This window comes from Coprococcus sp. RTP31081st1_H1_RTP31081_211007, from assembly GCF_040227275.1.
Classification (GTDB): domain Bacteria; phylum Bacillota; class Clostridia; order Lachnospirales; family Lachnospiraceae; genus Coprococcus; species Coprococcus aceti.
Genome location: NZ_JBEHVP010000006.1, coordinates 211,398 through 237,774, shown reverse-complemented (window position 1 = coordinate 237,774; position 26,377 = coordinate 211,398). Strand labels below are relative to the sequence as shown.

General features: G+C 39.4%; 31 protein-coding genes and 6 pseudogenes. 1 reads left to right on the top strand and 36 read right to left on the bottom strand.

The features are described 5' to 3' along the window. On the top strand, nucleotides 1–595 hold a 595-nt coding region (locus tag ABUA31_RS11275), incomplete at its 5' end, for a transposase (protein WP_349824057.1). A 422-nt stretch (nucleotides 596–1,017) separates the two neighbouring features. On the opposite strand, the gene ABUA31_RS11270 is transcribed toward ABUA31_RS11275, so the two are convergent. The 36 genes and pseudogenes from ABUA31_RS11270 to ABUA31_RS11095 form a co-directional block, all read right to left on the bottom strand. Then, nucleotides 1,018–1,602, bottom strand: a complete 585-nt coding sequence (locus ABUA31_RS11270) for a hypothetical protein (protein ID WP_004851524.1) — start codon at nucleotides 1,600–1,602, stop codon at nucleotides 1,018–1,020. Nucleotides 1,603–1,668: 66 nt separating this feature from the next. After that, a complete protein-coding gene (locus tag ABUA31_RS11265) occupies nucleotides 1,669–1,989 on the bottom strand; it encodes a type II toxin-antitoxin system RelE/ParE family toxin (protein WP_004851526.1) in 321 nt (106 codons plus the stop codon). After that, nucleotides 1,989–2,291 (bottom strand): type II toxin-antitoxin system RelB/DinJ family antitoxin, encoded by a 303-nt coding sequence (locus tag ABUA31_RS11260; protein ID WP_186814605.1) that lies wholly within the window; start codon nucleotides 2,289–2,291, stop codon nucleotides 1,989–1,991. Before ABUA31_RS11260 ends, ABUA31_RS11265 begins: the two co-directional genes overlap by 1 nt. Before the next feature lie 54 nt (nucleotides 2,292–2,345). Continuing rightward, nucleotides 2,346–2,660, bottom strand: a pseudogene (locus ABUA31_RS11255) (tyrosine-type recombinase/integrase); the annotation flags it as partial. 189 nt (nucleotides 2,661–2,849) lie between these two features. Continuing rightward, the gene (locus ABUA31_RS11250) at nucleotides 2,850–4,226 is read right to left on the bottom strand and encodes a sensor histidine kinase (RefSeq protein ID WP_349818554.1); all 1,377 of its coding nucleotides are present in this window, start codon (nucleotides 4,224–4,226) and stop codon (nucleotides 2,850–2,852) included. Continuing rightward, nucleotides 4,214–4,288, bottom strand: a pseudogene (locus tag ABUA31_RS11245) (helix-turn-helix domain-containing protein); the annotation flags it as partial. The pseudogene ABUA31_RS11245 and the gene ABUA31_RS11250, both read right to left, overlap by 13 nt. Beyond that, complete coding sequence (locus ABUA31_RS11240) at nucleotides 4,266–4,613, bottom strand: hypothetical protein (protein WP_349818555.1); 348 nt, start codon at nucleotides 4,611–4,613, stop codon at nucleotides 4,266–4,268. The pseudogene ABUA31_RS11245 and the gene ABUA31_RS11240, both read right to left, overlap by 23 nt. Nucleotides 4,614–4,727: 114 nt before the next feature. Further along, nucleotides 4,728–5,684, bottom strand: a complete 957-nt coding sequence (locus ABUA31_RS11235; RefSeq protein WP_012744280.1) for a D-alanyl-D-alanine carboxypeptidase family protein — start codon at nucleotides 5,682–5,684, stop codon at nucleotides 4,728–4,730. Nucleotides 5,685–5,727: 43 nt separating this feature from the next. After that, nucleotides 5,728–6,231, bottom strand: a complete 504-nt coding sequence (locus tag ABUA31_RS11230) for a hypothetical protein (protein WP_015514509.1) — start codon at nucleotides 6,229–6,231, stop codon at nucleotides 5,728–5,730. Nucleotides 6,232–6,258: 27 nt separating this feature from the next. Further along, complete coding sequence (locus tag ABUA31_RS11225) at nucleotides 6,259–7,443, bottom strand: ABC transporter permease (protein ID WP_117456454.1); 1,185 nt, start codon at nucleotides 7,441–7,443, stop codon at nucleotides 6,259–6,261. Beyond that, nucleotides 7,433–8,146 carry an ABC transporter ATP-binding protein gene (locus tag ABUA31_RS11220; RefSeq protein WP_004853372.1) on the bottom strand — a complete coding sequence of 238 codons (714 nt, stop codon included), beginning with the start codon at nucleotides 8,144–8,146 and terminating at the stop codon, nucleotides 7,433–7,435. The genes ABUA31_RS11225 and ABUA31_RS11220 overlap by 11 nt, the downstream gene beginning before the upstream one ends. A 4-nt stretch (nucleotides 8,147–8,150) precedes the next feature. Then, on the bottom strand, nucleotides 8,151–9,005 hold the full coding sequence (locus ABUA31_RS11215) for a hypothetical protein (protein WP_226841040.1): 855 nt from the start codon (nucleotides 9,003–9,005) through the stop codon (nucleotides 8,151–8,153). A 137-nt stretch (nucleotides 9,006–9,142) separates the two neighbouring features. Beyond that, nucleotides 9,143–10,228, bottom strand: a complete 1,086-nt coding sequence (locus ABUA31_RS11210) for a sensor histidine kinase (protein ID WP_008703821.1) — start codon at nucleotides 10,226–10,228, stop codon at nucleotides 9,143–9,145. After that, complete coding sequence (gene vanR, locus ABUA31_RS11205) at nucleotides 10,215–10,916, bottom strand: VanR-ABDEGLN family response regulator transcription factor (protein ID WP_004853366.1); 702 nt, start codon at nucleotides 10,914–10,916, stop codon at nucleotides 10,215–10,217. Before vanR ends, ABUA31_RS11210 begins: the two co-directional genes overlap by 14 nt. A gap of 5 nt (nucleotides 10,917–10,921) precedes the next feature. Beyond that, nucleotides 10,922–11,134, bottom strand: a complete 213-nt coding sequence (locus tag ABUA31_RS11200; RefSeq protein WP_008703822.1) for a helix-turn-helix domain-containing protein — start codon at nucleotides 11,132–11,134, stop codon at nucleotides 10,922–10,924. A 158-nt stretch (nucleotides 11,135–11,292) separates the two neighbouring features. Further along, nucleotides 11,293–12,483, bottom strand: a complete 1,191-nt coding sequence (locus ABUA31_RS11195) for a CHAP domain-containing protein (RefSeq protein WP_008703824.1) — start codon at nucleotides 12,481–12,483, stop codon at nucleotides 11,293–11,295. Next, on the bottom strand, nucleotides 12,461–12,667 hold the full coding sequence (locus tag ABUA31_RS11190; protein WP_012744284.1) for a hypothetical protein: 207 nt from the start codon (nucleotides 12,665–12,667) through the stop codon (nucleotides 12,461–12,463). The genes ABUA31_RS11195 and ABUA31_RS11190 overlap by 23 nt, the downstream gene beginning before the upstream one ends. 299 nt (nucleotides 12,668–12,966) lie before the next feature. Then, nucleotides 12,967–14,259, bottom strand: a pseudogene (locus tag ABUA31_RS14405) (LPD25 domain-containing protein); the annotation flags it as partial. Nucleotides 14,260–14,663: 404 nt separating this feature from the next. Beyond that, nucleotides 14,664–15,461: pseudogene (locus tag ABUA31_RS14400) on the bottom strand (MSCRAMM family protein); the annotation flags it as partial. Continuing rightward, nucleotides 15,428–15,874 carry a hypothetical protein gene (locus ABUA31_RS11175; RefSeq protein WP_349818557.1) on the bottom strand — a complete coding sequence of 149 codons (447 nt, stop codon included), beginning with the start codon at nucleotides 15,872–15,874 and terminating at the stop codon, nucleotides 15,428–15,430. The gene ABUA31_RS11175 and the pseudogene ABUA31_RS14400, both read right to left, overlap by 34 nt. A 61-nt stretch (nucleotides 15,875–15,935) precedes the next feature. Beyond that, nucleotides 15,936–16,361 (bottom strand): MerR family transcriptional regulator, encoded by a 426-nt coding sequence (locus ABUA31_RS11170; RefSeq protein WP_173796746.1) that lies wholly within the window; start codon nucleotides 16,359–16,361, stop codon nucleotides 15,936–15,938. 133 nt (nucleotides 16,362–16,494) lie between these two features. Then, nucleotides 16,495–17,118 (bottom strand): class I SAM-dependent methyltransferase, encoded by a 624-nt coding sequence (locus ABUA31_RS11165; protein ID WP_117551380.1) that lies wholly within the window; start codon nucleotides 17,116–17,118, stop codon nucleotides 16,495–16,497. 43 nt (nucleotides 17,119–17,161) lie between these two features. Then, the gene (locus ABUA31_RS11160; protein ID WP_004853536.1) at nucleotides 17,162–17,455 is read right to left on the bottom strand and encodes a hypothetical protein; all 294 of its coding nucleotides are present in this window, start codon (nucleotides 17,453–17,455) and stop codon (nucleotides 17,162–17,164) included. A gap of 305 nt (nucleotides 17,456–17,760) precedes the next feature. Continuing rightward, a complete protein-coding gene (locus ABUA31_RS11155) occupies nucleotides 17,761–19,137 on the bottom strand; it encodes a sensor histidine kinase (RefSeq protein ID WP_349818558.1) in 1,377 nt (458 codons plus the stop codon). Then, a complete protein-coding gene (locus tag ABUA31_RS11150) occupies nucleotides 19,125–19,787 on the bottom strand; it encodes a response regulator transcription factor (RefSeq protein ID WP_161171318.1) in 663 nt (220 codons plus the stop codon). The genes ABUA31_RS11155 and ABUA31_RS11150 overlap by 13 nt, the downstream gene beginning before the upstream one ends. A 14-nt stretch (nucleotides 19,788–19,801) precedes the next feature. Beyond that, nucleotides 19,802–20,542, bottom strand: coding sequence for a lantibiotic immunity ABC transporter MutG family permease subunit (locus tag ABUA31_RS11145; protein WP_238050930.1), 741 nt, complete (start codon nucleotides 20,540–20,542; stop codon nucleotides 19,802–19,804). A 1-nt stretch (nucleotide 20,543) separates the two neighbouring features. Continuing rightward, nucleotides 20,544–21,275: a lantibiotic immunity ABC transporter MutE/EpiE family permease subunit gene (locus ABUA31_RS11140; RefSeq protein WP_154314241.1), complete on the bottom strand. Its 732-nt coding sequence runs from the start codon at nucleotides 21,273–21,275 to the stop codon at nucleotides 20,544–20,546. Next, nucleotides 21,268–21,981 (bottom strand): lantibiotic protection ABC transporter ATP-binding protein, encoded by a 714-nt coding sequence (locus ABUA31_RS11135; RefSeq protein ID WP_005609481.1) that lies wholly within the window; start codon nucleotides 21,979–21,981, stop codon nucleotides 21,268–21,270. The genes ABUA31_RS11140 and ABUA31_RS11135 overlap by 8 nt, the downstream gene beginning before the upstream one ends. Nucleotides 21,982–22,151: 170 nt before the next feature. Continuing rightward, nucleotides 22,152–22,274 carry a zinc-ribbon domain-containing protein gene (locus tag ABUA31_RS11130; protein WP_243002964.1) on the bottom strand — a complete coding sequence of 41 codons (123 nt, stop codon included), beginning with the start codon at nucleotides 22,272–22,274 and terminating at the stop codon, nucleotides 22,152–22,154. A gap of 163 nt (nucleotides 22,275–22,437) precedes the next feature. After that, entirely contained in the window at nucleotides 22,438–22,872 is a 435-nt protein-coding gene (locus ABUA31_RS11125) for an NUDIX hydrolase (RefSeq protein ID WP_008402203.1), read from the bottom strand. Nucleotides 22,873–22,911: 39 nt separating this feature from the next. Further along, nucleotides 22,912–23,529, bottom strand: a complete 618-nt coding sequence (locus tag ABUA31_RS11120; protein WP_117822033.1) for a hypothetical protein — start codon at nucleotides 23,527–23,529, stop codon at nucleotides 22,912–22,914. 217 nt (nucleotides 23,530–23,746) lie between these two features. Continuing rightward, the gene (locus ABUA31_RS11115) at nucleotides 23,747–24,073 is read right to left on the bottom strand and encodes a hypothetical protein (RefSeq protein WP_117807256.1); all 327 of its coding nucleotides are present in this window, start codon (nucleotides 24,071–24,073) and stop codon (nucleotides 23,747–23,749) included. A gap of 63 nt (nucleotides 24,074–24,136) precedes the next feature. Continuing rightward, a complete protein-coding gene (locus ABUA31_RS11110) occupies nucleotides 24,137–24,511 on the bottom strand; it encodes an SMI1/KNR4 family protein (protein WP_015534763.1) in 375 nt (124 codons plus the stop codon). Between the two features lie 174 nt (nucleotides 24,512–24,685). Next, nucleotides 24,686–24,976: pseudogene (locus tag ABUA31_RS11105) on the bottom strand (DUF6017 domain-containing protein); the annotation flags it as partial. Between the two features lie 173 nt (nucleotides 24,977–25,149). Beyond that, nucleotides 25,150–25,545 (bottom strand): annotated as a pseudogene (locus ABUA31_RS14395) (DUF4314 domain-containing protein). After that, complete coding sequence (locus ABUA31_RS11095; RefSeq protein ID WP_055272226.1) at nucleotides 25,545–26,255, bottom strand: hypothetical protein; 711 nt, start codon at nucleotides 26,253–26,255, stop codon at nucleotides 25,545–25,547. The pseudogene ABUA31_RS14395 and the gene ABUA31_RS11095 overlap by 1 nt, the downstream one beginning before the upstream one ends. Nucleotides 26,256–26,377 lie beyond the last annotated feature (122 nt).

Below are 26,377 nucleotides of genomic sequence, written 5' to 3'. Positions count from 1 at the left end.
CAAATGGCTTAAGTCATTAAAGCCTGAGGCACTTTATAAGGAAATCCTCGACGAATATCTGCTGACCTATACTACCCTTAGCGATAAGCTTGAACGGTTGGATAAACGCATTGAGGAGCTTGCCTCCAAGGATGAATACAGAGAATCGGTTAAGAAACTCTGTTGTTTCATCGGTATCAAGACTCACACCGCATTATCTGTTCTGATTGAGGTTGGCGATTTTCAGCGTTTTGCTTCTGCACAGAAATTTGCTTCCTACCTGGGACTTGTACCGGGTGAGGATTCCAGCGGTGATGAACAGACAAGGCTTGGCATTACCAAAGCCGGAAATCGTCATGTGCGTATGCTCCTTACAGAAGCTTCCCAGTGCTATGCCCGTGGTCAGATAGGATTCAAATCAAAGGAACTGAAATCACGTCAAGCCGGTAATTCACCACAGGTTATTGCTTATGCAGATAAAGCCAATGAACGCTTAAGACGCCGATACTACAAAATGGTTCTTGGAAAAAGTAAGAAACACAATGTAGCTAAAACAGCGATTGCGCGTGAGCTTGCCTGTTTCATGTGGGGCATGATGACTGATCATATCACCTGATACAGGTATAACATCGTGCTGCCGATATCAAGACCAGGCCGCTGCCAGCGGTGCTTCGCAGCCTTGACATCATCATCCCGCTGTTATAGCAGGTAATCAAGCAGATGTAAGATGGCTTGCGCCACATACATCTGGCCAGTAACTAAAGTAACAACTGAAGACATCCTGAAAGGGCTTCGGCCATTTCAAGGTTCGAGCTATCTGCGATAAATCTATGTTGGCACAGAGAAATCTGTGATCCACGCAATTAGACGGTAGAGCTCACGGCGGACCATTGACCTGTCGGTAACCAATCCACGTATATCAGAGTGGCCAATGCCGGGAACTGATACTCCGAGGCTCTTTCCGGGTGCCTTCAGACAACTAAATAAAGTTTTGTGGTGATTTCTGTTAACTTGTACTTGACAAGAGGTCATTACATATCAGATTTTTCTTTCATATATCTTAACAAATTGGTCATATATATTCTTCCGTACCTCTTCTGACAAACCGGCGTATTTTGTATCCAACACCTTTTTTACGGCTTCGTACTTCCTATTTTTATCTTCTATATCCGGACCACGGTCATAATTAAACCTCACATCATAAAAAATGTGTTTCATATCGTTACTTAAAGCTTGTAACACTCGAAACCCTTTCATAGAAAACTTTCCTTCTTTTATACCATTCTCCACACAGGGCTGTCTCGCCCAATCCATCATAAACCAATTCTCCATCGGCATATTTACACCATATCCGGAATCTGACAAAAAGTCATTTATCTCATTCCAATTTATCTGTAACGGCAAATCGTTTTCTTTCGCAAATAAATAGTCATCACGCTGTAATTCCTGTTTTTTTCGCTTTCTTGTATTTCTTTCATAAACAATCCAGTATATTACCATTGCTGCTATAATACACACGCTAAATATCTTTGTAATCATGGTATTTCCTTTATAAATAATCAAGTATACTACGGTTACTACCGCAATACTTATGCTGAGTACCTTTATAATCAAACCATTCATTGTGTATCTCCCTATCACTAAAAATTGGAAATTAACAAGTCGACAAATTCAAATAAACGCGTGCTTTTATAGCTCGCCTCTCAAACGTGCTTCTATATCAGATGCCGTGTATAACACATCCGTTACAATTACCCTTTCGTCACGGATTATGTAAAACACTGAATAATTATCGACGAGCATTCTACGCAACTCCATTCTCTTTTCCGGCTCAGAATCCATAATCCTAAATCGTTCTGGGAAAGTGTCTAATGTAAGTATTTCATCAGCAATGAGATTATATTGCCCCATTGCATTATCCGGAGCAAGCAAATCTATAGCAATATAATTGTATATATCTTCCATATCCTGCAAAGCTTCTTTTGTAATCTCTACCTTATATTGCTTCATTAATGCCTCTCTCTAAATGCCACAAACGCACTAGCTGCATCCTCAACATTTCCTTTCTCTATATCGGCATATCCTTTTTCTAACTTTTGATGAATCTGTGTAACAGACATCATATCTGCATTCACTGAATTAGCTGCTTTTGGTAATACAATAGAAAAGGGAATTCCTCCTACTAATGATATTTGTTTTAAATACATATCTATAGCAGTAGCCATTGGTATCCCTAATTGTGCCAATACTCTTTCTGCATTTTCTTTTACATCTGGATTTACTCTTATATTTAATGTTGCTGTTTTTCCCATAGAATACACCTCCATCTTTCTTTTATTGTAACGTCTTTTGCGTTACAAGTCAATCTATGAAATATATTTTCGATGCGATAGCTTCACATTGTTTTGATTAACCATTGCATATCTGAACGTTGTATCTATTTGCTCATGTCCCAGAATTTTCTGTACCTGTTCAATCGGCATACCTTTCTCAATTGCTCTGGTGGCCATAGTCCTTGGGTGTACCTTTTCTACACCTAACTTCTTCCCCATTTCTCGTAATCGTAACTCCACACCGCTTTCAGTAAGTCTACTGTGTGGTTTGTTTAACGACACAAATAACGCTATATTATTATCTGTCCTTGATTCAATATACTTCAACAAATGAATTTTGGTCTTTGATAACTATATTAGAACTGCCAGCAAGATAATAAACGCAACAGTCAGACATATTGGCAATCCCTATAGTTACCATCATTTGCTGTAGAAGTCGCATATCTCTGTCGTACTCCGCTTTTTGTCTGTTAGCGAGATACAACGTTCCAATTAGCAGTATACTAATAATATTTACATAGCTTAATTGCGGTCTATTTAGCTTGTTTCTTGACTACTCAGGAAAAATATTTCTACCCTCGCCCCACCTGTATTTTCAGAATTTGAAAGTTTAATACCTCCACCATATTTTTCAGCCACAGTTTTTGCAAAAAATAGTCCCATCCCATAATGGGCTTCGCCATTTCTACTTGTGTCATCCATAAAAAACTGCTCTGTGCCATGCAATAATGCTTCTTTTGTAAATCCTGATCCGCTATCCTCCACAATGAATGTCAGCCGGCCATCCTGCTCCTTTGCGTCAATATAAATGATTCCATTTTCTTTTGTATGCTCCACTGCATTCTGAATCATATTCATTACGGCCCGGAACATTGGATCATAAGCAATCGTTACCTTTTTATCACTTTGTCCCGCCTTCCAATCTATTTTCTGGTGATAGATTTCTACCAGTCCGAGTGCCTGTTCCTTTATATCTGCGAAAAAATCTTCTAACCTCACCGTTATATAGGTAACATCACTGCAATTCCATGATTTTGTGACATCTATCAACTGTTTTACATAGCTTTGTATCTGTGTTGTTCCGTTTAAGACATAAGTAACATTATTTTTCTGTTCCGGCGTCAACTCCGTTTCTGAAAGCAGCTCCGCATTTCCCCGTACAATCGTAAGAGGTGTTTTAATATCATGCGCCAAAGCAGACATCTGTTGTTTCTTTTCCTGCTCTGTTTTCCACTGCTTTTCTAAAGATTCTCGCAATGCATCTCGCATATCATCGATTGCCGATAAACAGTCATCAAACTCTTTGATACCGGAACAGGATGTCTCATATTCCAGATTTTGATCCTTTATTTGTCTAATTGCGTCTAATACAGGCTGCATCTGCTTTTTGATTCTTTTTCCAAAACGTATGGACGGAATGATGATAATCGCTACCGCTCCAATCACTGACATAATACTCATCACATTCTGTGGTCCTATAAAATGCTCCCTCAAAAAAGCTGAATGATATTGAGGTGTCAGGCGATATTGCAATACAACATATTCATTTTCCCTTACAATTACTTTATAAAAATATTTCCCGGATGCGTTTCCGTACTTTGCAACATTCCATGCTATCTGTTCGTATTGTTCTGACAGATCTCCACCTATTTTCTCTCCATTCTCTGAAAAGATTACATAATCACAAAGTGCAGGAATCATCTCAGCAGTTACTTTATCCGCACGTAAAATCGTATCATATGCTTCATTAATCTTTTGCTCTGCATAATTCGCCGGATAGATACAGCCCACACTAATCAAAAGGTACAGCAGCAGCCAAGCAACAATCACCAAACCTACTAATGATCCAAGCATGACCAGTACATATCTCATAAAAATCCAGCTGAGTGCATTGCTTCTCTTTACTCTTCCCATTTATATCCAATCCCCCAGACTGTTTTTATCGGTGTATAATCATAATCCGCAAATTTTGCTCTTCTTAGCAATCTTCTTTCCTGCATCCACCTTTTTAATCTTTCGTTTCTGCTGATTGATTACCTGCCGCTTAAATAACTCCGCACCTCTTGACGCAGTGCCCGTGACAGGCTTTGAGGCTTCATACATAATCATACTTGCCTGCTGTATCTCCTGCCCGCCTTCTATCTGGTCTGTCATAACCTTACCGCCTACCATTCCGGCATTACGAAGGGAAGAGTCCTTCACTTTGATGGACTGCCCGGCTTGGTCGCCTTCTTTTTGTGCTGCTGCAATCTGCTTTGCCAGCGTGAGCATTTCTTCAATGACTTCTTCGTTGGTCAGCATAAGCCAGCATATCGTCAAAGGCTGTTGAGTCTTGTGCTTTGAACTCCATTATTACGATTCGCCCGATATTATCACCCCCCTTGGTTAGTTTTTTTGTCTTGGACAACATAAGATTTATTGCGTGAGATAATACGATTCATCAATCGTTTTCAGAATAAAATTCACATCGTCATAACGAGAGGAATCGGACTGAGAGCCTAAACTGCATATCAAAAACTCTTTTCCGTGCTGCTGATAAAGCACAATCAAGTTATAGTCGTCAGACAGAGAGCCAGTCTTAATTCCGCATACATTTTCGTTGTAATATTCGGATGTCGGATCAAGGAAGGCGTTTGTATTCTGCCATATTTGTGTACTGCCATCAGGCAGTGTTGCCGTATAAGTGTTTTGAGATACAATTTCTCTAAACCACGAGTATTCCAACAACCGATATACTACTTCTTTCAAATCTAAAGTGGTGGTAAGTGCCTCCATATCAAAACCACTCGGATCATATAAAACTGTGTCTAAGTACCCCTGCTGTTGCAAATGCAGGTTTAAGTTCTCCATGAAAATCCTCACACGCTCTTGACAGCTTTCTGCTTGCGGCGAAAGTAATCCTCCACAATAATCAGCAACCACATAAGCTGCGTCATTCCCTGACGGTACTAACATTGCCGCAAATAGATTGTGTAAAAAGTATTCTTTTTCCTTGATTTGAGCAACAGACGAGCCAGGTTTCGTGAGTGAAATAGCACCATAGTCTGCAACAACGATACTATCAAGGTCTGCTAAAGTTGACGCATACTCAATAACAAACAGCTTGGCTAAACTTGCAGGAATTTGTGGCTCGTTCTCGTTTTTTGAAACAAATATTTCATCATCAGAACAATCCACCAAAATCAGCGATTTTGCATTATAAGAGTCAGGAAAATCTTCTTTGTAGAGAAAACCATTTATTTTATTCTTTACCTCTCTGAAATTTTCCGGCTGCATTGCCCACGGCACAAACATTATACCTATGCCGATACAAACTACAAGCAAAAACAAAAATACTCCAAATCGTTTTTTCTTACGGCGTTTTCTCTGCATATATGTGCTCACCTCCCAACACCAAAACTCCTATGTGCCATTTTTAATCGGCATAATTTGCCTGAATACACTCTGTAAATCCAGACGGATCTCCCAACTTAGCTTTATCAATATTATCACGAAGATATTTGCGTGTGGCGTCATCACAGCGATCTGTTCCCATATAAGGCATATCAAAGGCTTTTTCGAGTTCAGCTAAGGCTTTTGCCGCCCTTTCCGAATCCGTATTGTAAGTATCAAGCCATTCCTGCATCCAAGAATATTCCCAAAGGTTAGATGCTCTTGTATCGCCATATCCTATCTGAAAAGACGCTCCCGTATCTTCGCCTTCCAAAGCATCAGGCGGCGTAAAGCCCTCCGGCCAATTCAAACTCTCAATGGTCGTTAGGTATTCTTCTTCAATGGTAGCAAAGTCCGTGAAACCTCTTGTGTTTGTGTCGGAGTCCGAAGAAGTGGAGCAGCCTGCCAGCATAATCACCAGCAAAGAAATCATAACACACAATAACAGTCTGTACGGTCTTTCGGATTTTGAGATTGTTCGTTTCATTTTGTTTCCTCCTTGAATTGAGTTTTATTATCTAAGAGCCAATGCAGGCTCTAATTTTGCTGCTTTCAATGCTGGTAATAATCCGCCCAATAATGCTGTAAGCACAGACACAGCAACTGCAACAACAGCAACGCTGATTGGATAACTCGGTGTTCCCACCGGGGAATCCACAGGGAGCAACGCTCCAATACAATGCACCAAAATCAGCGAAATCAAAATAGCTGCAAAGCAAACGAATATTGATAAAATCAACTGTGAGCCTAAAACCAATGCCACAATATTTGTTCGTGAAGCACCTATCGCTCTGCGGATCAGCAACTCATGTGTGCGCTGTTCCAATGAAGATAGTCCGATATTGATCTGCCCTAATACGGAAACAAACAGCAACAAAAGCGAAGTAACCAAAAGCCCTAATTGCAGTATGGACAATACCGAATCATAGGTATCTCCAATATCACTCCGCCCAGCACTTTCCCAGTAACCGCCAATGGTATCAGTCAAAATGTCGCCAAGGGCAGAATGTATCTGTTCGATTGTCAGTCCTGTTGTGGGATGCCAATACACATTTGCATTTTGTACTTGCCACATTGCTGGTGCGAAATTGAGGATCGCCGCAGAATCCGCATAGATAGTCGGAAAATCCCTGCCATCGTTTACTACTCCGACAATATTGAATGGGGTTAACGAAAGTGTGCTTTTTACATTTCCTGCAGCATAGGGCGAATCATTAAAATAGTTTTTAGCTTCTTTGTTTATGACCACTTCAAGCGATCCGCCCTCACTCGAAGGCTCTAACCATCTACCGGATGTCATTGGAAGATTATAGACTTGACTATATGCCTCCGTGGTGCAAACTAAATCAAAAGCCATCAGGTTTTGGTAAACATCATTCGGCGGTATTGGCGTTAAATCTTTCATTGGTGCAAATCGAATATCTTCTCCCATAGAAAAAGTAACAGCGGCTACATCATCAATGGCTTCAAATCTCTGGAATAATTGTTCCATTTTATTTCTATCGTGAAAATCGGATTCCGTTATCACGAATGAGTAAGTAGGTGACCAGCCATATACCTGTGCGTTTACGGAAATCAAATACTCCCGTCCAAGCGTACCAACTAATACCGATCCAAGCATTGCGATAATGCCTACAAGCATTGAAACACTTGTCAGAATACTTCTAAGTGGAGACAGACGAAGGTCTTTAAGTATCATTTTTAGCACAAGTTATCCTCCCTCCATCCATTTCAAAAATCGTATCACAGGTATCTGCAATATCAGGATCGTGCGTAACCAACAGCAGCATAATTCCATTTTCTTTTACGACGCTGTGCAACAGTTCCATAATCTGCGTTCCCGTCTTTTTATCCAACGCTCCCGTAGGCTCATCACATAAAATGGCTTCCGGAGATACTGCAAGCGCCCTTGCGATTGCAACTCTTTGTTGTTCACCGCCGGACAAATTGATTGGGTAATCATTTTCCTTGCTTTCTAAGCCGACACTTTTTAGCAAGCCTGTAATTATCTCGTGACGCTGTTTGGCGGTAAACGACTTTTTGGCATAGAGTAGGGGTAATTCGATATTTTCCCATACCCGCAAGTGCTTAATCAGAGAGTAGTTCTGAAATACAAATCCGATATTATTGGCTCGCAGTATAGACAGATCACGGTCTTTCAAAGCAGAAATAGATATACCATCATAAAGGTACTCGCCCTCATATTCCCGATTTAACAAGCCAATAATGGATATAAGGCTTGTTTTGCCTGAGCCGGACTTTCCGACAATGGCATAACTGCGCCCTCGTTGCAATTCCATATTAGCGTTGGTTACTGTTGTCAGCATATCGCCATTATTCAATTTGACGCTTGCTTTCAAATCCTTTATTTTGATTAAAGTCTTTTCGGAAATTCCTTTCATTTTATCAAATCCCCCTCGGATCAAGGTTTGGCGGAGTAGCAGAAACTACATCGCCCTCCTCTAAGCCGGACAGTATTTCTATATTGGCTCCGTCTGTCACACCCAATGTCACTTTTGTTTCCACTCTTTCTCCATTCGGAGTAATTACAGTAACCAATCCCGTCCCTTGTCTACCCGCTATTACCGACAGCGGCAATATAAGGACATCATTTCTCGTTGTCGCCGTTATGACTACCGTTGCACTTTGCCCCGATTTCACATCGACTGTTTGACTGATCAAGCATTGCAGAATGCCCTCTTGCGGCACGATTCCCGTAAACGCATTTTCATCTGCGGCAGGCGACACCACGGCAATCATATCGGTTGGTCCTACACCATCATATACTTGAAATTTTGCTTTCAACTCTGCATACTCCGGTAAGGTACTCAAAAAATTATCTGCCTCTACATTGAGGGCAAATCCTGTATAATGCACTATCGCTACGGGATAATTACTCGGTACGCTTTCATTGGATGGGGCAATAGAGGTAATTGTACCATCCACCGGAGATTTCAATTCTTTGCCGTTCACAGTTCCAATAATTTGCCCGGCAGTGATTTTTTCTTCTAATTCTACCGCTGTATTAAATATGCCATTTTCGGGTGAGAAAATAATAAACGGTACTGCCGGAACAATAGTCGTTTGCGTTGAAACGGTTGGAGTAATTGTCCCTCGTACAACTGATACCGTTTTTTCTGCGGATGTTGCGCTATCTGTAAGATTGTTTTCGTCTGTCTGCCCAATTGCAGAGCAGGCAGATAGCGTAAATACAAGAAACAAAATAGAACATAGCAGCATTTGTTTTCTTAGCAACTTCATCATTCCTCCTTATGCTGTATCACAAAAAATACGAGCCTCTATCTTGATACTTTTATTGTACCAAAACAGAAGCCCGTATTTTCTTGATTGCTCGTAAGATATTCCTCTTTTTTTCTATGCAAATTCTTACAATTTTCCTACGCCAACGGCAAAGTAATTGAAAACTTGTTTTGATCCTCTTGGCTCTCTGCAACGATTGTACCATTGTGTAGTTCAACAATCTGCTTTGCAATCGCCAAACCTAATCCAGCTCCTCCACTGCTTGTACTTCTCGCTGCGTCAAGCCGATAAAACTGCTCGAAAATCCTGTTTAACTTTTCTTCCGGCAGAGTATCGCCGTGGTTACAAAAAATAATGCTGACCGTATCTTCCTGACATTGTGCGCTGATCGTGATATCCGTATTTTCAAAACTGTAGATAACCGCATTTCTCAAAAGGTTATCAAAAACACGCTGAATTTTGTCTGCGTCACATCGAAGCATTATATCATCATCAACACAAAGATTACATTGCAAATTCTTTGATTTGAGCATAGGCTTAAATTCATATACAAGTTGCTCCAGCAGGCGAGTTAAATTGATTTTCGTGTATTGTAATGTAATATCGTATATATTGAATCGTGTTATCTCGAAAAACTCGTTAATCAGATCCTCTAACCGTTCTGCCTTACCAAGAGTGATTGAAAGGTACTTTTCTCGAAGTTCCTTTGAGATTTGCGACTCATCACGCAGTAAAGTAAGATACCCGATTACAGAAGAAAGCGGTGTTTTCAAATCGTGTGCAAGATACATAATCAGGTCATTTTTTCGCTGCTCATTTTCTTTTGCAAGCCTTGCATTACTTTCAGCCTCTTGTTTTAACTGATTGATGTTAGCGGCGATTTCACTCAACTCCGGGGACATTTCAATGTAACTGACATTCTGATCGAACATTTTTCCTGTCGCAGCCTGTACCTCGTACACATAGGCGACTACTTTTTTCAAAAGTAGGTATGTCATGTATATAATACAGCCACCCCACACGATTACAGCCACTATATAAAGATATACTGTTCTGTAATACAAGTAATAATACAAAACATACTTGCGGAGAATTTCCTCTGCCATAATTCCTAAAAGAAAAGTACCGCCAAAAATAAGCACAGAGCAAATCGCACATTGAATTACATACCCTTTGAACAAGGTAGAGAGCAGATAGTTTTTTTCTTTTTTATTCAATTTCATACCCTACCCCCCAAACAGTTTTAATGAACTTCGGATTTTTTGAAGGTTCATTCAATTTTTCCCGAAGCCGCCCAATGTGCGCCATTACCGTATTGTTACTGTTGCGAAGATACTTTTCTTTCCACACGGCTTCAAATAATTCCTCCGAGGCGACAACTTTACCCTGATGTTCGCACAGATACCACAGAATAGAAAACTCCAACGGAGTCAAGGCTATTTCTTTGCCATACAAGTAGCACTTGTGGCTGACTCTGTTTATCAGTAGACCTCTGATGTCATACTCGTCTTTTTCTTCGGATTGGCTCAAATTAGGACTGTTATAGCTCTGATAACGCCTTAATTGCGTCTTTACTCTTGCCACAACCTCTAAAGGATTAAACGGTTTCGTTATATAATCATCCGCACCAATCGTAAGCCCCATAATCTTGTCGCTATCCTCAATTTTGGCGGTAAGCATAATAATAGGGAAGTAAAACTTTTCCCGAATTTTTTGGCAAAGTCGAAAACCATCAATATCCGGCAGCATAATATCAAGTATCGCTAAATCAATCTGCGACTGTTTGATACATTTCATCGCCTCTAACCCATTATAACATTTATATACTGAATAACCATCGTTACTCAAATACACTTCAAGCAGATCAACGATTTCTTTTTCGTCATCCACAATTAAAATCTTCTTGTTCATTGATCCTACACCTCATTTTCGGGTACGGCTTCCATTATGTCGCCAAAATCACACTCTAAGTATTCGCATATATTCAACAGCACGGGAAGGGTAACATTTTCATTTTTTCCGAGTTTCGCAAATGTACTTTTGCTTGCCCCGACCGCTTCTCGTAATTGACTCTTTTTCATTCCCTTGTCAATCAGAAGTTTCCAAAGTTTGTTGTACCGTACTTTCATTTCCGCACCTCCACCCAAATATAGTTTGTATTATAGCACTTTGAGAGTGAAATCGCAATTATTAAGTCTGTATTTTGAGACTTTTAGTTTTCAAACCGGCACAATATCTTTCTGATATGTAATCCAACCGCCTGCAAAATGCAGGCGGCTTGTGTATTTTAATAGGCAGGTGCGCCGTAGCCAAGAATCTCGTAATAACCGATAGAATACTCATTGACTCGGCAACTGTCGCCGGAGTTGCCCTCGACCGTATAAACCTTGCCGTTTTCGACCTTTTGAACAATACCCGTATGGTCGGATAATCCATCCTGACCACTTTCGTCTGCCCAATCGAAGAAAATAATCATTCCGGGGGCAGGCTCGGCGCTGCCATCCAGCCATTGTCCACGATCCTTAAACCATTGTACTCCGTTGACACAGCCTGCATATTTTGGGATAACTCCAGCGTCGATATAGCCGCACTCGTTGGCACACCAAGATACAAAGCAAGCACACCATTCTACACGGGAGTTAAAACCGTACCACGACCAATACGGCTGACCGCCCACATTGCCAACCAGAGAGAGTGCAACGGTCACGATCTGTCCGTCGCCGCCTGTAATGCCGTAAAGCACCTGTGACCAAAGGTAATTGTTTTCATCTGCAAGCAGTTCAGCGAGGTAGCCTTTCTGTTCTTCGTTAAAACCATATTGCGCCGCCATTTCCTCGGCAGTCTTGTGGCTGACGGTAATATACAGATAGGTTTGTGTGACCGTGCTTTCAGTTTCCACGATATTACCGTGTCCGTCATCGGTTTCGGTAATAACTGTTTCGGTCTTGCTCTCTGTTCGGGAAGATATTTGATTCATCTCCCAAAAGATGTCTTTTAAGAGTTGCTTTTTGCCATCGTCCATTGTGGCAACCTCTTGGGGGTTATCTTGATCCGTATTCGTTTTTACAGAGTAAACGGCAAGCACCTCTTTCCAAACGGCTCTGCTGCCACTCATTTCAAGAACATCATAGGATACCGAGTTCTTTTCCTCTTGCAGCTTGGTATCGTATTCGGTATTGATTTCCTGCACAACGGTCTGCATACTCATTCCAGTGCCGGAATCTTCGTCTGAGAAGAAAATGCCAAATACTGAGCCGAGGATCATACCAATCAGGCAAATCACGATAATAACCAAAACCGCCACCCAGCCGCCTGCGGCGATAGCGGCAATCAAGGCTTTCGTTCCGGCAATAATCGCTTTAATGGCAAGTGCGGTCGCTTTGGCAATCGCCTTTACCGTAACCACGGCGGCTTTTGCCGCAGCCCTTGCCGCTTGTGCTGCTCTCTGTGCAGTTTTAACCGTAATGATTGAATCCACCTAAAAATCCTGGATTGCTATGCCCCCGCTTATGCCCCTTGTCATCATAATGGTTTAAACCGCCAAAGAATCCTGGTCGACTCTCACCTACTTTATGCCCGTTATTGTCATAATGATTCATACCACCAAAAAAGGAAGGCGAACTATGTCCGATTTTCTTTCCATTTGCATCATAGTCGTTCATACCACCAAAGAATCCTGGTCTGCTCTCGCCTACTTTTTTCCGTTTGCATCATAATGGTTTATGGATCCAAAGAATCCTGGTCTGCTATATCCTTTTTTACTCATAATGTCATCCTCCTGACTCTATTAGCCTCTTGTTTGATCTCAGAATAACACACTTTTCTCATTTGGAAGTCGCATAACAGGCGACATTCTTTTATCGCATTTACATTCATTATACCATTTATAATTCTTCCGACAATACGCAATAAAGCCGGAAGCCACGTTATCATCCATGACCTCCGACTCGTTCTGCTTATTCTACACTGTCCTTACACCCAAATCAACTCCTCTCTCCGTTTTATCTTTTCCCTGCTTTTCTTGAATAATCCTCTTATTGATCTCAAGCCGTTCATGAATGGATAATTTCTTATCTTTTCCATCTACCGCCTGCTTCTGCTGTGCCGGTTTTCTATCTGTTTTTCCTACATCCTTAACAACTTCATTCGCTTCGGTACTTGTTACCCTCTCATCTGCTCTTCCTTCATATCTTTCTGCTATCTGCTGTTCTCGTCTCTCCTTCACACCTTTTTCCTCCAGATTGCAAAAACTCTGCAGATACGGAAGCACATGATTCTGCATGTCTGTCAGATCTTCCATATACTTTTGGAACTCTTCACTTCCTTTGCCTTTCTGGTAATTGATCCAATACTCATCTGTAAGCTTCATTTCATTATCATACTTCAACTGACTCACAATACCGCCATGTCCATTTCCAATATCCATTGACTTCTTAAAATGATGCAGCATCTGTTCACCTTTTTCCGCATAATATACAGTCACATATATCTTTGCAATTTTTGTAGGTTCCTCTGTCTTCGGATCACGTTTTGCATACCATTCTTTATCCATTTCTGCTGTTTTTGCATCCAGCTCAGACAGCTTCTGACATCTTGGATTCATGAGATCACTTTCTTCACAATAGTTTACATACACCATTGGTTCCATATCCTTTGGAAGTTCAGGTTCATAGGCTTTCAGTCTTTCAATCAATACTCCTGCACGAACAGACAGATCGCATTCTTCGTCTACAATATCCTTCAGATATGAAATATAGGAATGAATATTTCCACTTCTCAAATCCAGCATTACTTCCTGCACCGTATTTTCTCCCCTCTCCACATTATCTCGATACTCATACGGATCAAAAGCTTCTGCAATCTCATCCAGTGCCTCTGCCAGCTGTTCTGTGGTCATTTTCTCAGGATACATTGCTTCTCGAACATCCCTCATCGGTACATACTTGTAGTCCGGCAATGCTTCATGAATTTTCTCGATCCCTTCCCGTACCAGTGCAAGTTCTCCATAAAATCGAACATCATCCATCAGATCTCCGAATACGGTATTCCCTTTAACGATCGCAAATTCGGCTTCATCATAGTAACTGTCTTCCGGATCACGATAAATAATTCCCATTGAGCATCCCAGATACGCAGTTTTAGGATTCTCCCTATATTTTTCATAGACCGCAGCAATCTGATTAACATCGGTACTTTTTTCATAAGCTCCCATATCATGGAACTCATCACATTCTGTGGCGAAATATTCCAGATGTCCTGCTTATCCATCTTGTAGGCTACTGCTTCCCCGACAACTTCCCCGGTTGCAATACCAATCACAGTTCCGACTCCCGGGGAAACCGCCGTACCAGCCGCTGTTGTGGCAGCTGTCGTTGCAGTTTTGGCAACAACCTTTGAATAATACTTAGTTCTGTTACCATTCTCATCTAACTGCATATCTGCTGTATAGATATCCTCGGCAGCATAAACTTCAAACTTCGCTCCAGCAAGTGTGCCCTCTCTATAGATAAATGTCTTCTCGTCTGAATCAGCAAAGAATCCACCTTCATACGCATCAAGCACCTCACCCTTTTTGATGATTGTAAGCTCACCGAACTCTGGCTGGTCTTCATAGTCAATAGTGATAATTGCCTCATATGTGTCCTGATCAACCTCATAGAAAGTATCTGAATCAACAGCTACTTCTACATAGTTCTCATTAAGAACATAGCCATATGGTGCAGCAATCTCTTCAATGCGATAATTACCAACATTTAACACATCTGGTAAAATCAAATCTCCATCCTCATCAGTGAAGAATGAAGTGTGTATAACCTTTGATGGATATGTTGTTGTCATAGACACATATTCCTTCTTATCAAGGTTATAAATCTTAAACTCTGTGTTAGGAATAAGAACTGTCTTTCCTGTATATGCATCCTTCTTAATGATACGAAGTTTTGCAGAAAACTCACGATCAAGGAAGATTCTCCAAACCTGAGGCTTTGTAGGATTATTCTCTCTTACAGTTACCTCAAATGGCTTGATTGTTTCCATGTTGTGTGGTGTTACAGTCTCAAGTACCACATAAGTTCCATATGGAATTGCAATAGAACATGCATATCCCTTATTGTCGGTAAAGATTGTAGTCTTACCATTTTCTCCGATTACAACTGGTGTTGCCTTATCAAAGTCATAGCTGCCATCTGCTCTTACAGGAAGTGATGACTTAAGATAAGCAGTAAATCCTGCTCCAGAAAGCAATTCTGCTTCTGTTTCCTTTCCATCATCAGATACCTTAATTAACTGGAATGGCTGCTTAAATACCTGCTCTGTTGATTTACCGCTTCTAAGAACCTGTGGAAGCATATCTCCCTCATAATCGCATACGATATCATGTTCCTTCTCATCAAGAAGATATCCCTCAGAAGCCTCGATTTCCTTTACATAGTACTTACCAAGATATAAGTCACTAATCTCACACTTACCATCCTTCTAAGAGCTATCCTTGCCATTGTTTCAAAGCCTTTCGCATTTGCCCTAACATCTAACACATAGTGGATATTGTTCTGCTGATACTTGCCAAAGTTTCTCATTACGATTGCACCACCACCTACAAAGTAGACAGGCATCATATCAAGGTTGTAACCACACTCTGTCTGATATCTATAAACTCTATCAACAAATTCGTGTATCTGCTGGTCCATAATCTCTTTGAACTCTTTAGGAAGATTTGTTTTACCAGTCATCATATATTCCTGAATGTCTGATTCATCAATCTTTCTGTTCTTAAGCTGAACTGCCACTCTATTGATTGCTCTCATGCATTTAATAAGTCCTTCATTCTGAGTATCACACTTACTGTTATCTGGTTTCATCAAATCTTTCATACATGGGAAACAGTAACCATTTCCTCTGTAGTAAGGACATCCCTTACACTTGTCTGGCAGATTATCTTTTTTGATTTCTTTGCCACTTTTCTTTTTCCTCCATAATCGATGATATGTCATGAATTGTTTTTTGCGACCCATCCTTGAAAGAAGCCAAAGAACTTCTTATGCCTTTAATATTTTCTAATTGTTTCGTTTTTTTCTTGACATCCGCCTGAATATTTTTTTCTTGCTCATCAAGCAAAAGTTCGATTACCTTTTTTGACTCATCAGATTCCAATATTTCAGCAATATCTTTTATAGAGATATCCAAATCTCTTAAAAAGCAAATCGTTTCCAATGTGGCAACATCCTCTTCGGAGAACAGTCTTCGTCCCCCTTCCGTCAAATCTGTTGGCACCAAAATACCTCTTTCATCATAGTATTGAATCGTTCTTACTGAAACGTTGCACTTCTTTGCAAGCTCTCCTGTTGTGTATAATGACATATCCTGCCTCCTTTCAAGGTCCATATTAGTACATAACGTAGCGTGACAAGCAATATATCACGCTACGTTATTTTTTGATTTTTTCAAATAATCAAATTTTTATATCAAACCAGACAGCGAGAGAAATTCAAATTTAATAATTAGTTTTTTTCGCAATCAAAACTCCAACAGGAGCTAAACCGCCATCCACCAAATTCACTTTGACGACTGTAAAGCCATAATTCGTAATAAACTCACAAAAATTTTCCTTGTTCCATTCTTTGTATGCTTTAAATCCTGTAATAGACATCAATCGCTTTCGTAAACCACTTGATTTTTTCTCTGCCCATAAGAAGGTTGGTGCGTACAAAATACCATCTTTTTTTAATACTCTACGAATTTCCTGCATTGCTTTTTCAGGCTCTGGCATAATGTGCAGTGCATTTGAAATTACTACACAATCAAAATTTTCATTCTCATATGAAAGTGCCGTTGCATCGGCTACGCAAAAACTAAGTTTTTCTGTTGTACCTCTCTTTTTCGCTTGCTTAATCATATTTTCCGAAAAATCGGTTGCCGTCCAGCTATTAGTACAATCGGACAATGGGAAAGATAGCTGCCCTGTTCCACAAGCTAATTCTAATACATTCATATCAGATTTGAGATAATCTCTAATATATCCGCAGATTGCATTATAAAACTTCTTATCTGACTCCATCAAAGGTGCATATATTTTTGCAAGTCGTTGCCAATAACCCTTGTTTGCCTTGTCTTTCATATCAAAATCTCCATTTTATTCAATAATACAACTTCAAATTTGCTTATTTTAACCAAATCGGACCGACAATAAATATTCCCCAAAAGAGAACTGTAATAATGACTAAGGCTTCAGATACAGACCAGTAAATGATTTTATATTTTTTTACCGTAAGAGGATATATAAAATATATCAGTACAACTAATAGCTGTAAAATGATAAATAGTATTGTTTCCTCAACCGTTGCAGATATGAAAAAGTCAGCAGCGCCCTTTGCTACACCCTTACCTATAAGCCAGATATTGACTGCCAAAAAAGAAACGATTGAAAGAATTAGCTTTACACCAAATCTATTCATGTTATTCCCCTCCAAATTCCGATTTGTAAAACTGTTGCATTGATTATATCAAAGAATCATGCTTGCAGCAATCCACTTAAAACGAGAGGCAGGTTTGTCCTCCTGCCCCTAAAAAAGGAAGGGAAGGTGAAAAATATATAGTCAACTGCTTTTTCCAGCAGCTATGAATCGTTACTTACCATAGAAGTCATGCCTCCTTCTTCCATGAGATTACAGCAAACGTAGTAGTAATGTCTATCAAAAGACTTTTACATATTAGATAAAAGCATGTAAAATTTCTTTTACATAGCTTAATTGCGGTCTATTTAGCTTGTTTCTTGACTACTCAGGAAAAATATTTCTACCCTCGCCCCACCTGTATTTTCAGAATTTGAAAGTTTAATACCTCCACCATATTTTTCAGCCACAGTTTTTGCCAAAAATAGTCCCATCCCATAATGGGCTTCGCCATTTCTACTTGTGTCATCCATAAAAAACTGCTCTGTGCCATGCAATAACGCTTCTTTTGTAAATCCTGATCCGCTATCCTCCACAATGAATGTCAGCCGGCCATCCTGCTCCTTTGCGTCAATATAAATGATTCCATTTTCTTTTGTATGCTCCACTGCATTCTGAATCATATTCATTACGGCCCGGAACATTGGATCATAAGCAATCGTTACCTTTTTATCACTTTGTCCCGCCTTCCAATCTATTTTCTGGTGATAGATTTCTACCAGTCCGAGTGCCTGTTCCTTTATATCTGCGAAAAAATCTTCTAACCTCACCGTTGTATAGGTAACATCACTGCAATTCCATGATTTTGTGACATCTATCAACTGTTTTACATAACTTTGTATCTGTGTTGTGCCGTTCAAAACATAAGTGATATTATTCTTCTGTTCTGTGGTCAGTTCAGTCTCTGAAAGTAGTTCTGCATTTCCCCGTACAATCGTAAGAGGTGTTTTAATATCATGCGCCAAAGCAGACATCTGTTGTTTCTTTTCCTGCTCTGTTTTCCACTGCTTTTCTAAAGATTCTCGCAATGCATCTCGCATATCATCGATTGCCGATAAACAGTCATCAAACTCTTTGATACCGGAACAGGATGTCTCATATTCCAGATTTTGATCCTTTATTTGTCTGATTGCGTCTAATACAGGCTGCATCTGCTTTTTGATTCTTTTTCCAAAACGTATGGACGGAATGATGATAATCGCTACCGCTCCAATCACTGACATAATACTCATCACATTCTGTGGTCCTATAAAATGCTCCCTCAAAAAAGCTGAATGATATTGAGGTGTCAAGCGATATTGCAATACAACATATTCATTTTCCCTTACAATTACTTTATAAAAATATTTCCCGGATGCGTTTCCGTACTTTGCAACATTCCATGCTATCTGTTCGTATTGTTCTGACAGATCTCCACCTATTTTCTCTCCATTCTCTGAAAAGATTACATAATCACAAAGTGCAGGAATCATCTCAGCAGTTACTTTATCCGCACGTAAAATCGTATCATATGCTTCATTAATCTTTTGCTCTGCATAATTCGCCGGATAGATACAGCCCACACTAATCAAAAGGTACAGCAGCAGCCAAGCAACAATCACCAAACCTACTAATGATCCAAGCATGACCAGTACATATCTCATAAAAATCCAGCTGAGTGCATTGCTTCTCTTTACTCTTCCCATTTATATCCAATCCCCCAGACTGTTTTTATCGGTGTATAATCATAATCCGCAAATTTTGCTCTTATATTTTTGATATGCGTGATAACGGTACTGTCATTACTCTCACTGTCAAAACCAAAGACCTCTTCTAAAATCTGTTCTTTCGAGAAAACCTGCCCCCTGTTTTTAGCCAGGAATTCACAAATTTCGTACTCCGCTTTCGTAAGAGGAAGTTCCTTATCATCAACCAATAGTTTCTTTTGAGATATTTGAATACAGACCCTCCCAAAAACCATCCGGACAGAATGTTCCCTGTGCTCTCTTCTAAGATGTGCATGAATCCTTGCCCGAAGTTCCATCACTCCAAATGGCTTTGAAATATAATCATCTGCTCCCAACGAAAGTCCGTTCACCAGACTTTTTTCCTCCGTTTTTGCGGTAAGAAACAAAATCGGACAATCCACAAGTGCCCTGATTCTTTTGCATAATTCGAAGCCATCAATTCCAGGCATCATAATGTCCAGTAAAATCAGGTCATAACGATGTAATTCTTCCATATTAATTTTTAGTGGATTACTTACTTTGGTAACCAGATGTCCATCCTTATTCAAAATGCTTTCTATCATTTCCAAAATTGCCGGTTCATCATCAACTGCCAGTATTTTTGCCATAGTTTCCCTCGATTCTATTCCGATATTCTGTTTCCTTCCCAGTGGTTTACCCACCAAAAATAGTATACCATACTAATCCCTGTAAATATTAAGCAACCTGGTATGAATGACAACCATTCACCTACACTAGTTTCTCCCAATACAGATTGCAGATAAGTATATGGTACTCTACCCGTCCAGCAGACAAATACATATTTCCACACATAATCTCCAAGTCCGGTAAGCATCAATGCACTAATTAGTCCTGATATAATCCCTGCTCCAATGGATACCCCTTTTCCAAACTGAAAAGCCAGAATCAGCTGCCACAGATAAAGTGGAACACTGCTTCCCCACAGCAGCAATGCTGCAAATATACATCCTTTCATGATTTCGATATCGCTTGATGCGATTTTTCCAAATCCAATTCCGAATATGATTGCTGTCAATAGGATAGAGCACAGACACAAAACCAGTAGCATCAACAGTTTCGATAAAAATGCTGCAGGTTTATCCGGTAAAGACAACAGATTTTGAAAATCACCTGCATTTTGTTCCTGTTCCATCACACTTGCTGTAAAAATTCCAATAAGTACCGGAAGTCCTGCTCCTATTGCCTGATAAAATGCAATCACTTTCATATTTTCATTCCATGGTGAAAAAAAGTAATATATTAAAAATATAACGCTGGTTATAATCGGAATCAGTAAGTGTGCCAGAATCACAGATGTTCCTTTCATCTTTCGCAAGTCTGCATTAAGAGATCTTCCAATCATCTTATTTCACCTCTCTTCTCTCAAACCATTTCAAAAACAGAACCGTTACAAAAACAAACCAGATGATTGAGAGACACATTCCCGGAACAATGACTCCCGTATCCAAAAGAGGATTCCCTGCTTCTGCGGCAAGTCCATTTGGTAAAACATGAAGCAACGGGCACATCATTCGCATAGGGATTGCAGAAACAAGTACATACCAGATTCTGGTTTGTGATATTACCACACCGCTGACGGTAATAAATAGGCAGACGAACAGGTTTACAATCATTCCAAATCGTTCACTTAAAAATAAAGCTACCGGAATCTCCCATAACTCAGAAACCGTCAGAAACAATACTGCAATCAACGCTCCTCCAACTGGAACATGTGTCGTTAGAAGAAAGCCTCCAAGCGTTGCTCCTGCAAACACAATCACATTAGAAAACAAAATCATGTACCCAATATAAATAATTTTCCCCAGCAACAATTTTCTTCTGTCTGTGGGAATAGTCATTAAATGATAGTATTTTATCTTTTTCTCCTGCGCCACAGAAAGATAACAAAATAGAGCAATCATCCCCGGCAGCAAAAGTGTATACCACCAGTTCCAAACACTTTCTGCATAAGCATTTGTCATCCCAAAAGTAAATATAAATGCCATGACAAATGTAAGAAGAGGAAATCCCCAGATAAACTTTTTTCGCATGGTTCTTTTGGCTTTTTGATGTTCTGCTTTTATAATATTAACCATGGATTTCACCTGCTTTCTGGTTTTTTCTTACCACATTCATAAACAAGTCTTCAAGATTATCTCCCTGCTTTAATGCTCCTTCGTATCCTAAGATTCCACCTGAAATAATCCCGACTTTATCTGCAAGTAACTGTACCTCTGAGAGAATATGACTGGAGAGAATTACAGTGATTCCCTGTTCCGGAAAAGACCGGATCAGCTCTCGTAATTCCTCGATGCCTATTGGATCTAATCCATTCGTAGGTTCATCCAATATCAAAAGTTCCGGTTCTCCAAGCAATGCCATTGCAATGCCTAGTCTTTGCTTCATCCCCAAAGAAAACTGTCCTGCTTTCTTCTTTCCGGTGTTTGTAAGTGATACAATCTGCAAGACCTCATCAATTCTGTTTTCATCTGTACCAAGCAATAATTGTCTTACCTTCAAATTCTCTCTGGCGGAAAGATTTTCATAAATAGGCGGATTTTCAATTAACGCTCCTATTTTTGATAAATCTTTCCTATCCAAAAGTTTTCCATCAAAGTAAATCTTTCCTGCAGTTGGTTTCATCATACCGGTCAGCATTTTCAATGTGGTAGATTTACCAGCGCCATTCGGTCCAAGCAGTCCATAAATCTGTCCCTTTTCGATATTAAGTGAAACATTATTTACCGCTTTCTGTTTTCTAAAATATTTACATAGATTTTGTGTCTGTAACATCATTTCCATCTTTACTATCCTTCCTTCTATATTTCATTTCTTACTGAAATATAACCTAACAGAAAAAAATAAAGATTTGATGAAGATTTATTCCCGTATGGAATAAACCATCAATTGAATATCATTATCAGAACTCGGCTTTCCACTGAAATCAGCAAAGCTGTTACAAATACGAAGTCCTAATTTACAGAATATACTTTTTTATTTGAACCGAAAGTAATGTCATCAGGTGTAAGCGGTAAGTTCTTCTCCGACCACTCCGAAACAAGCTCCGGGTGTACTTCTGCTAAACTGTTGTTCATAGCCAAACCTCAACCTCCTTGTGCTTAGAGTATATGAAGTTTTGGCTTTATCTTGTAGTTTGCGAATATCCGTATAAATAGAAAAAACCCTTTGAGAAAAGGATTTCTCCTCTCTCAAGGGGCAAGTTGGCAAACTGAAAGTTTCCGTTGCTTATCTTGATTTTTATATAAAGCCTCTTTTTTTTGCTTCTTCAATCAATATAGGTTGAATTAAAGGATATGTCCAATTATCAACTAACTTATCTGAAATCAATATTTTCTCAATCTCACAATGTAATTCCACGAATGAGCTAATGTCTGCAATAAATAACATTCCAAAAGTTTCATCATCAATATTTTCATTTACTCGTGTCTTTCCTTTAACAGAATACACACATATTGGTTCAATTTTAAAATCAATTGCCCCTGTTTCTTCTTGTAATTCTCTTTTGGCTGTTTCAAAAATACTTTCTCCAGGTTCTCTGTGACCGCCTGGCACTTCATAAGTCTCTCTTTCTTTGTGTTTACAGAATACCCACTTGTTGTCTGTTTTTGATATTATTACTGCAAACTTCAAAAGTTCATCTGCGACATTGTCATAAAATTTAACTTCTACCATTCTACCAATACCTCATCAAATTCCGATTTTACTTTCTTCTTAGTGGAACAAGTTATTATCCACAATATATTTTAAATTACATCTATTTAACATCCATGATTTATTCCTTGCCCCATTTTGATATTGAATAACCTGTTCTTTACATTCGTCAGATAAACCCTCATATATTTGTTGTGCTTTATCTTTAATTATTTCCTGACCTAAATTATCTGCCACAAAGTCAAGATACACATTATATTTTTCAAACCCTTCAAAGAAAAGATATCGTATAGCTGCATTATAATCTTCATCAAATCTTTTTACCAAATCCATTGCAGTATCTCGAAATCTTTTTTCTAATATATTCTTCGTTTCAAGCAATTTACTTTCCGTTGATATATCATACCAATACCCATCTTTGGGATTATAACTCATAGATGCTATTACATTGTCAACTGGTAATTTTCCGTATTTTTTATAAATAATCCTCAAATCGGCATTTACTTCAATACTCTGCCCAGATGCATTCCATTTTGACGAGAAAAAGTTTATTTCAAACACAATGTCTTTTACTGTTTTCTTCAAAATACCACTTTTTAAATACTTAAAGCCAGTTACTGTTGACAACTCACATATTAATCTTGTTTTCGTTTCTTCAACACTTAAAATATTTTCCATTTTTTCTCCTAATAACCCATGTGAAACTTCAAAGTTTATTCTCTGTCATTCAACAGTTTATTTACTCTTTCAACTGGAAATCTGTCTTCAATATCAATTATCTTTATTATCAACTATTATAATTCCTACTATCACAAAAATAACACTTATAACAGATAATAGTAACCCTCCGTTACATTTTGCCCGGTAAAATTATTTGGACGAACTTAGGTATTTACTAATTTTTATATTTTACCGTCCAATTACCTTCAACACTTTCTGAGGTTGCATATTGACCGTAATCTAACACTGCTAAATCCCTCATCGATTCATCTATGCTTAAAATTTCACCTAAGGAAACCACTCTCGCATCTTCTTCCTTATGGTTTTCGCCGCATAAAAACTGCCAATACCCGTCCTCATCGTGAGAAACGTATAATATAGGCTTATACCCCTCCAACACATGGTAGCAGGTAATGCAGGCAGTGTCAGGACTATCTTCAAACGGAAATTTTCTATTATCCGCTTTCTTTTCAACTCTTTTAAATTTATCAAGTAATCCCATAATTTAATCCTCTCTACAACTTCAAAGCTTATGATCTGTTCGTCATATAACCAACAACAGAATCTACTCCCATAGTGCATTAATTTTATCTGGAAGTAATTCTATCTCCGTTCCAAGCAAAGCAACATCATCTTCATCTATTGGCACTGGTACATTAAAGTAGTTTCCCTTATTATCAATTCCATAAAGTTCACCACCACCATTTGAGCCAATAATAATGTGACCCGGCAAAATTTCTTCAATTTCATAATCATCATTTATTTCTTGCAATTCTTCCAACGGATATAATATAAGCCAGGTTTCACCAATATCGCCTTCACCACCATTATGTTTTTTCATCAATTCTATGTAATCGTTTGGCAATACCACGTCATTTATTTTCTCTATAATTTCTCCAAAATAAGGCGAATTAAATTCAAACATTCCCCATTTTTCCATATTATTCACCTCGTCGCTAAATTCCGATTTGTAAAACTGTTGCATTGATTATATCAAAGAATCATGCTTGCAGCAATCTCCTTAAAACGAGAGGCAGGTGTGCCTCCTGCCCCTCAAAAGGAAAGGAAGGCGAAAAATATATAGTCAACTGCTGTTTCCAGCAGCTATGAATCGTTACTTACCATAGAAGTCATGGTTTACTTCTGCTTTATAGTAATTACTACATGTTACAGGAGCATTATACAGTGTCGTGAGCATATAGCTTCGTATGTTGCGTACCTTTGTAGTATTGTTGCGAAGGCATTCCAGCACATACTCCATCGTATGAAAATCTATCTTCTCCAATCTGCTCCGAACAACATCATATGGGAAATCATATTTATTGATACGGATTAATGTCTGTTTAACCGCTATGGTCTCAACCATCAGCTCCACCAATTCGTTTATGTCCATCTTCTCTGTAGGATGGTCTGCTTTTTCATTTCTGCAATCTGGTTTGTGATTTTCTCGCTCATTCTATGTACCTCCTGAAAAGTATTCGCTTTCGTTGTGTACATATATCACTCTAAAGCACATAAATTGGAATACCACTACTGGAAAGATACACACCTTTTATTGTGTATCTTTCCAGTGGTTTTCTACTCTTCTCCATCCGTGCAGACAGCCTTTCCCATCGCAAGTTCCGCCACAATCTTGGCATATCGTTCCTGCTCACTTCCTTCGGAACCCGCCATTGCTTTCATATAAAATTCCAAAGCCTCCTCCCGGCTGTCCCATACTTCCTCATCGTTATAGCAGATGACTTTCACGGTATTCAGTTTTCTGCAGGAGTCCTCTCCATAGACAACCCCAAGGCAGCATCCGTTGTCCCAATGCACATGGATTGTACCTGTGTCATCCACCTCTGTAACAGTTCCCTTCGTGCCACTTGGAATATCTCAGTATGGGTCGTTCATGGAAATAAGTTCCACTCTTGAACCCGCCGGGTACTGTTCCTTTACCTTATTTACAACATCTCTTGGTGGGAAAAACATTACTGCTCGCCCCCTTTCTTCGCTCCTGCCTTGAATGCAGCCGAGCCATCCAGTTTTGAAAGAAGGATTTTTCTGTCTGCCTTGAATTCATCACCGATGAACCCAAGCCTTAAAAGGAAACATCTGAATGCGTATTTCTCATTCTTATTTTCCTTTGGCTTTGCGGTCACTCTCTTCTGCTTTTTACTCATCTCGCAAATGGCTGATATGAATTTAGTGTAGGCAAGTGCCTCTTCCGGCTTTACCGCTTCAAACCAAGGGAAGTTTACAACCTCGTCTTTTTCTTCAATGTGAACATTCTCGATTCCCAAGGCTTTCTTTATCAGTTCGCCTTTTGCTTCAAGCAGGCTTATTAAGTTTCCCATGTCCACTTTTTCAAGTGGTATGGAAACCGTAAGTCCAAGGCTCTCGCCCGTTTCTGCCCCTTTATTCGGCTCACTGTCGGGTTCTTCTGCCCCCTTTTCATTGTTGTTCCATTCTGCCGGGCTGACCCCTGTTGCCAAAACACAGGCATCAACAATCGGTGCAATCTCATCAAGGTCATCAAAATCTCCGAATTCCAATTCGCCATTCTTTCCTACCGTAAAGTTCCCAATTTCGTAGGCGCAAGAAGGAACTCCGAGGTATTTTGCCTTACCCCCGATTTCCTTCTCGATTGCCTGAACCATAGCTTTTCGTTTGTCCTTTGTTACATAAAAATGTAGTACCATGTTTTGTACCTCCTTATGATTTTTTTGGTATGTACATATATCACTCTGAAGGCACATAATAGCAAGCTATTTATTTCACATACCTCTTTAAAACATTGTCAAAACACACTTTATTGTAAATA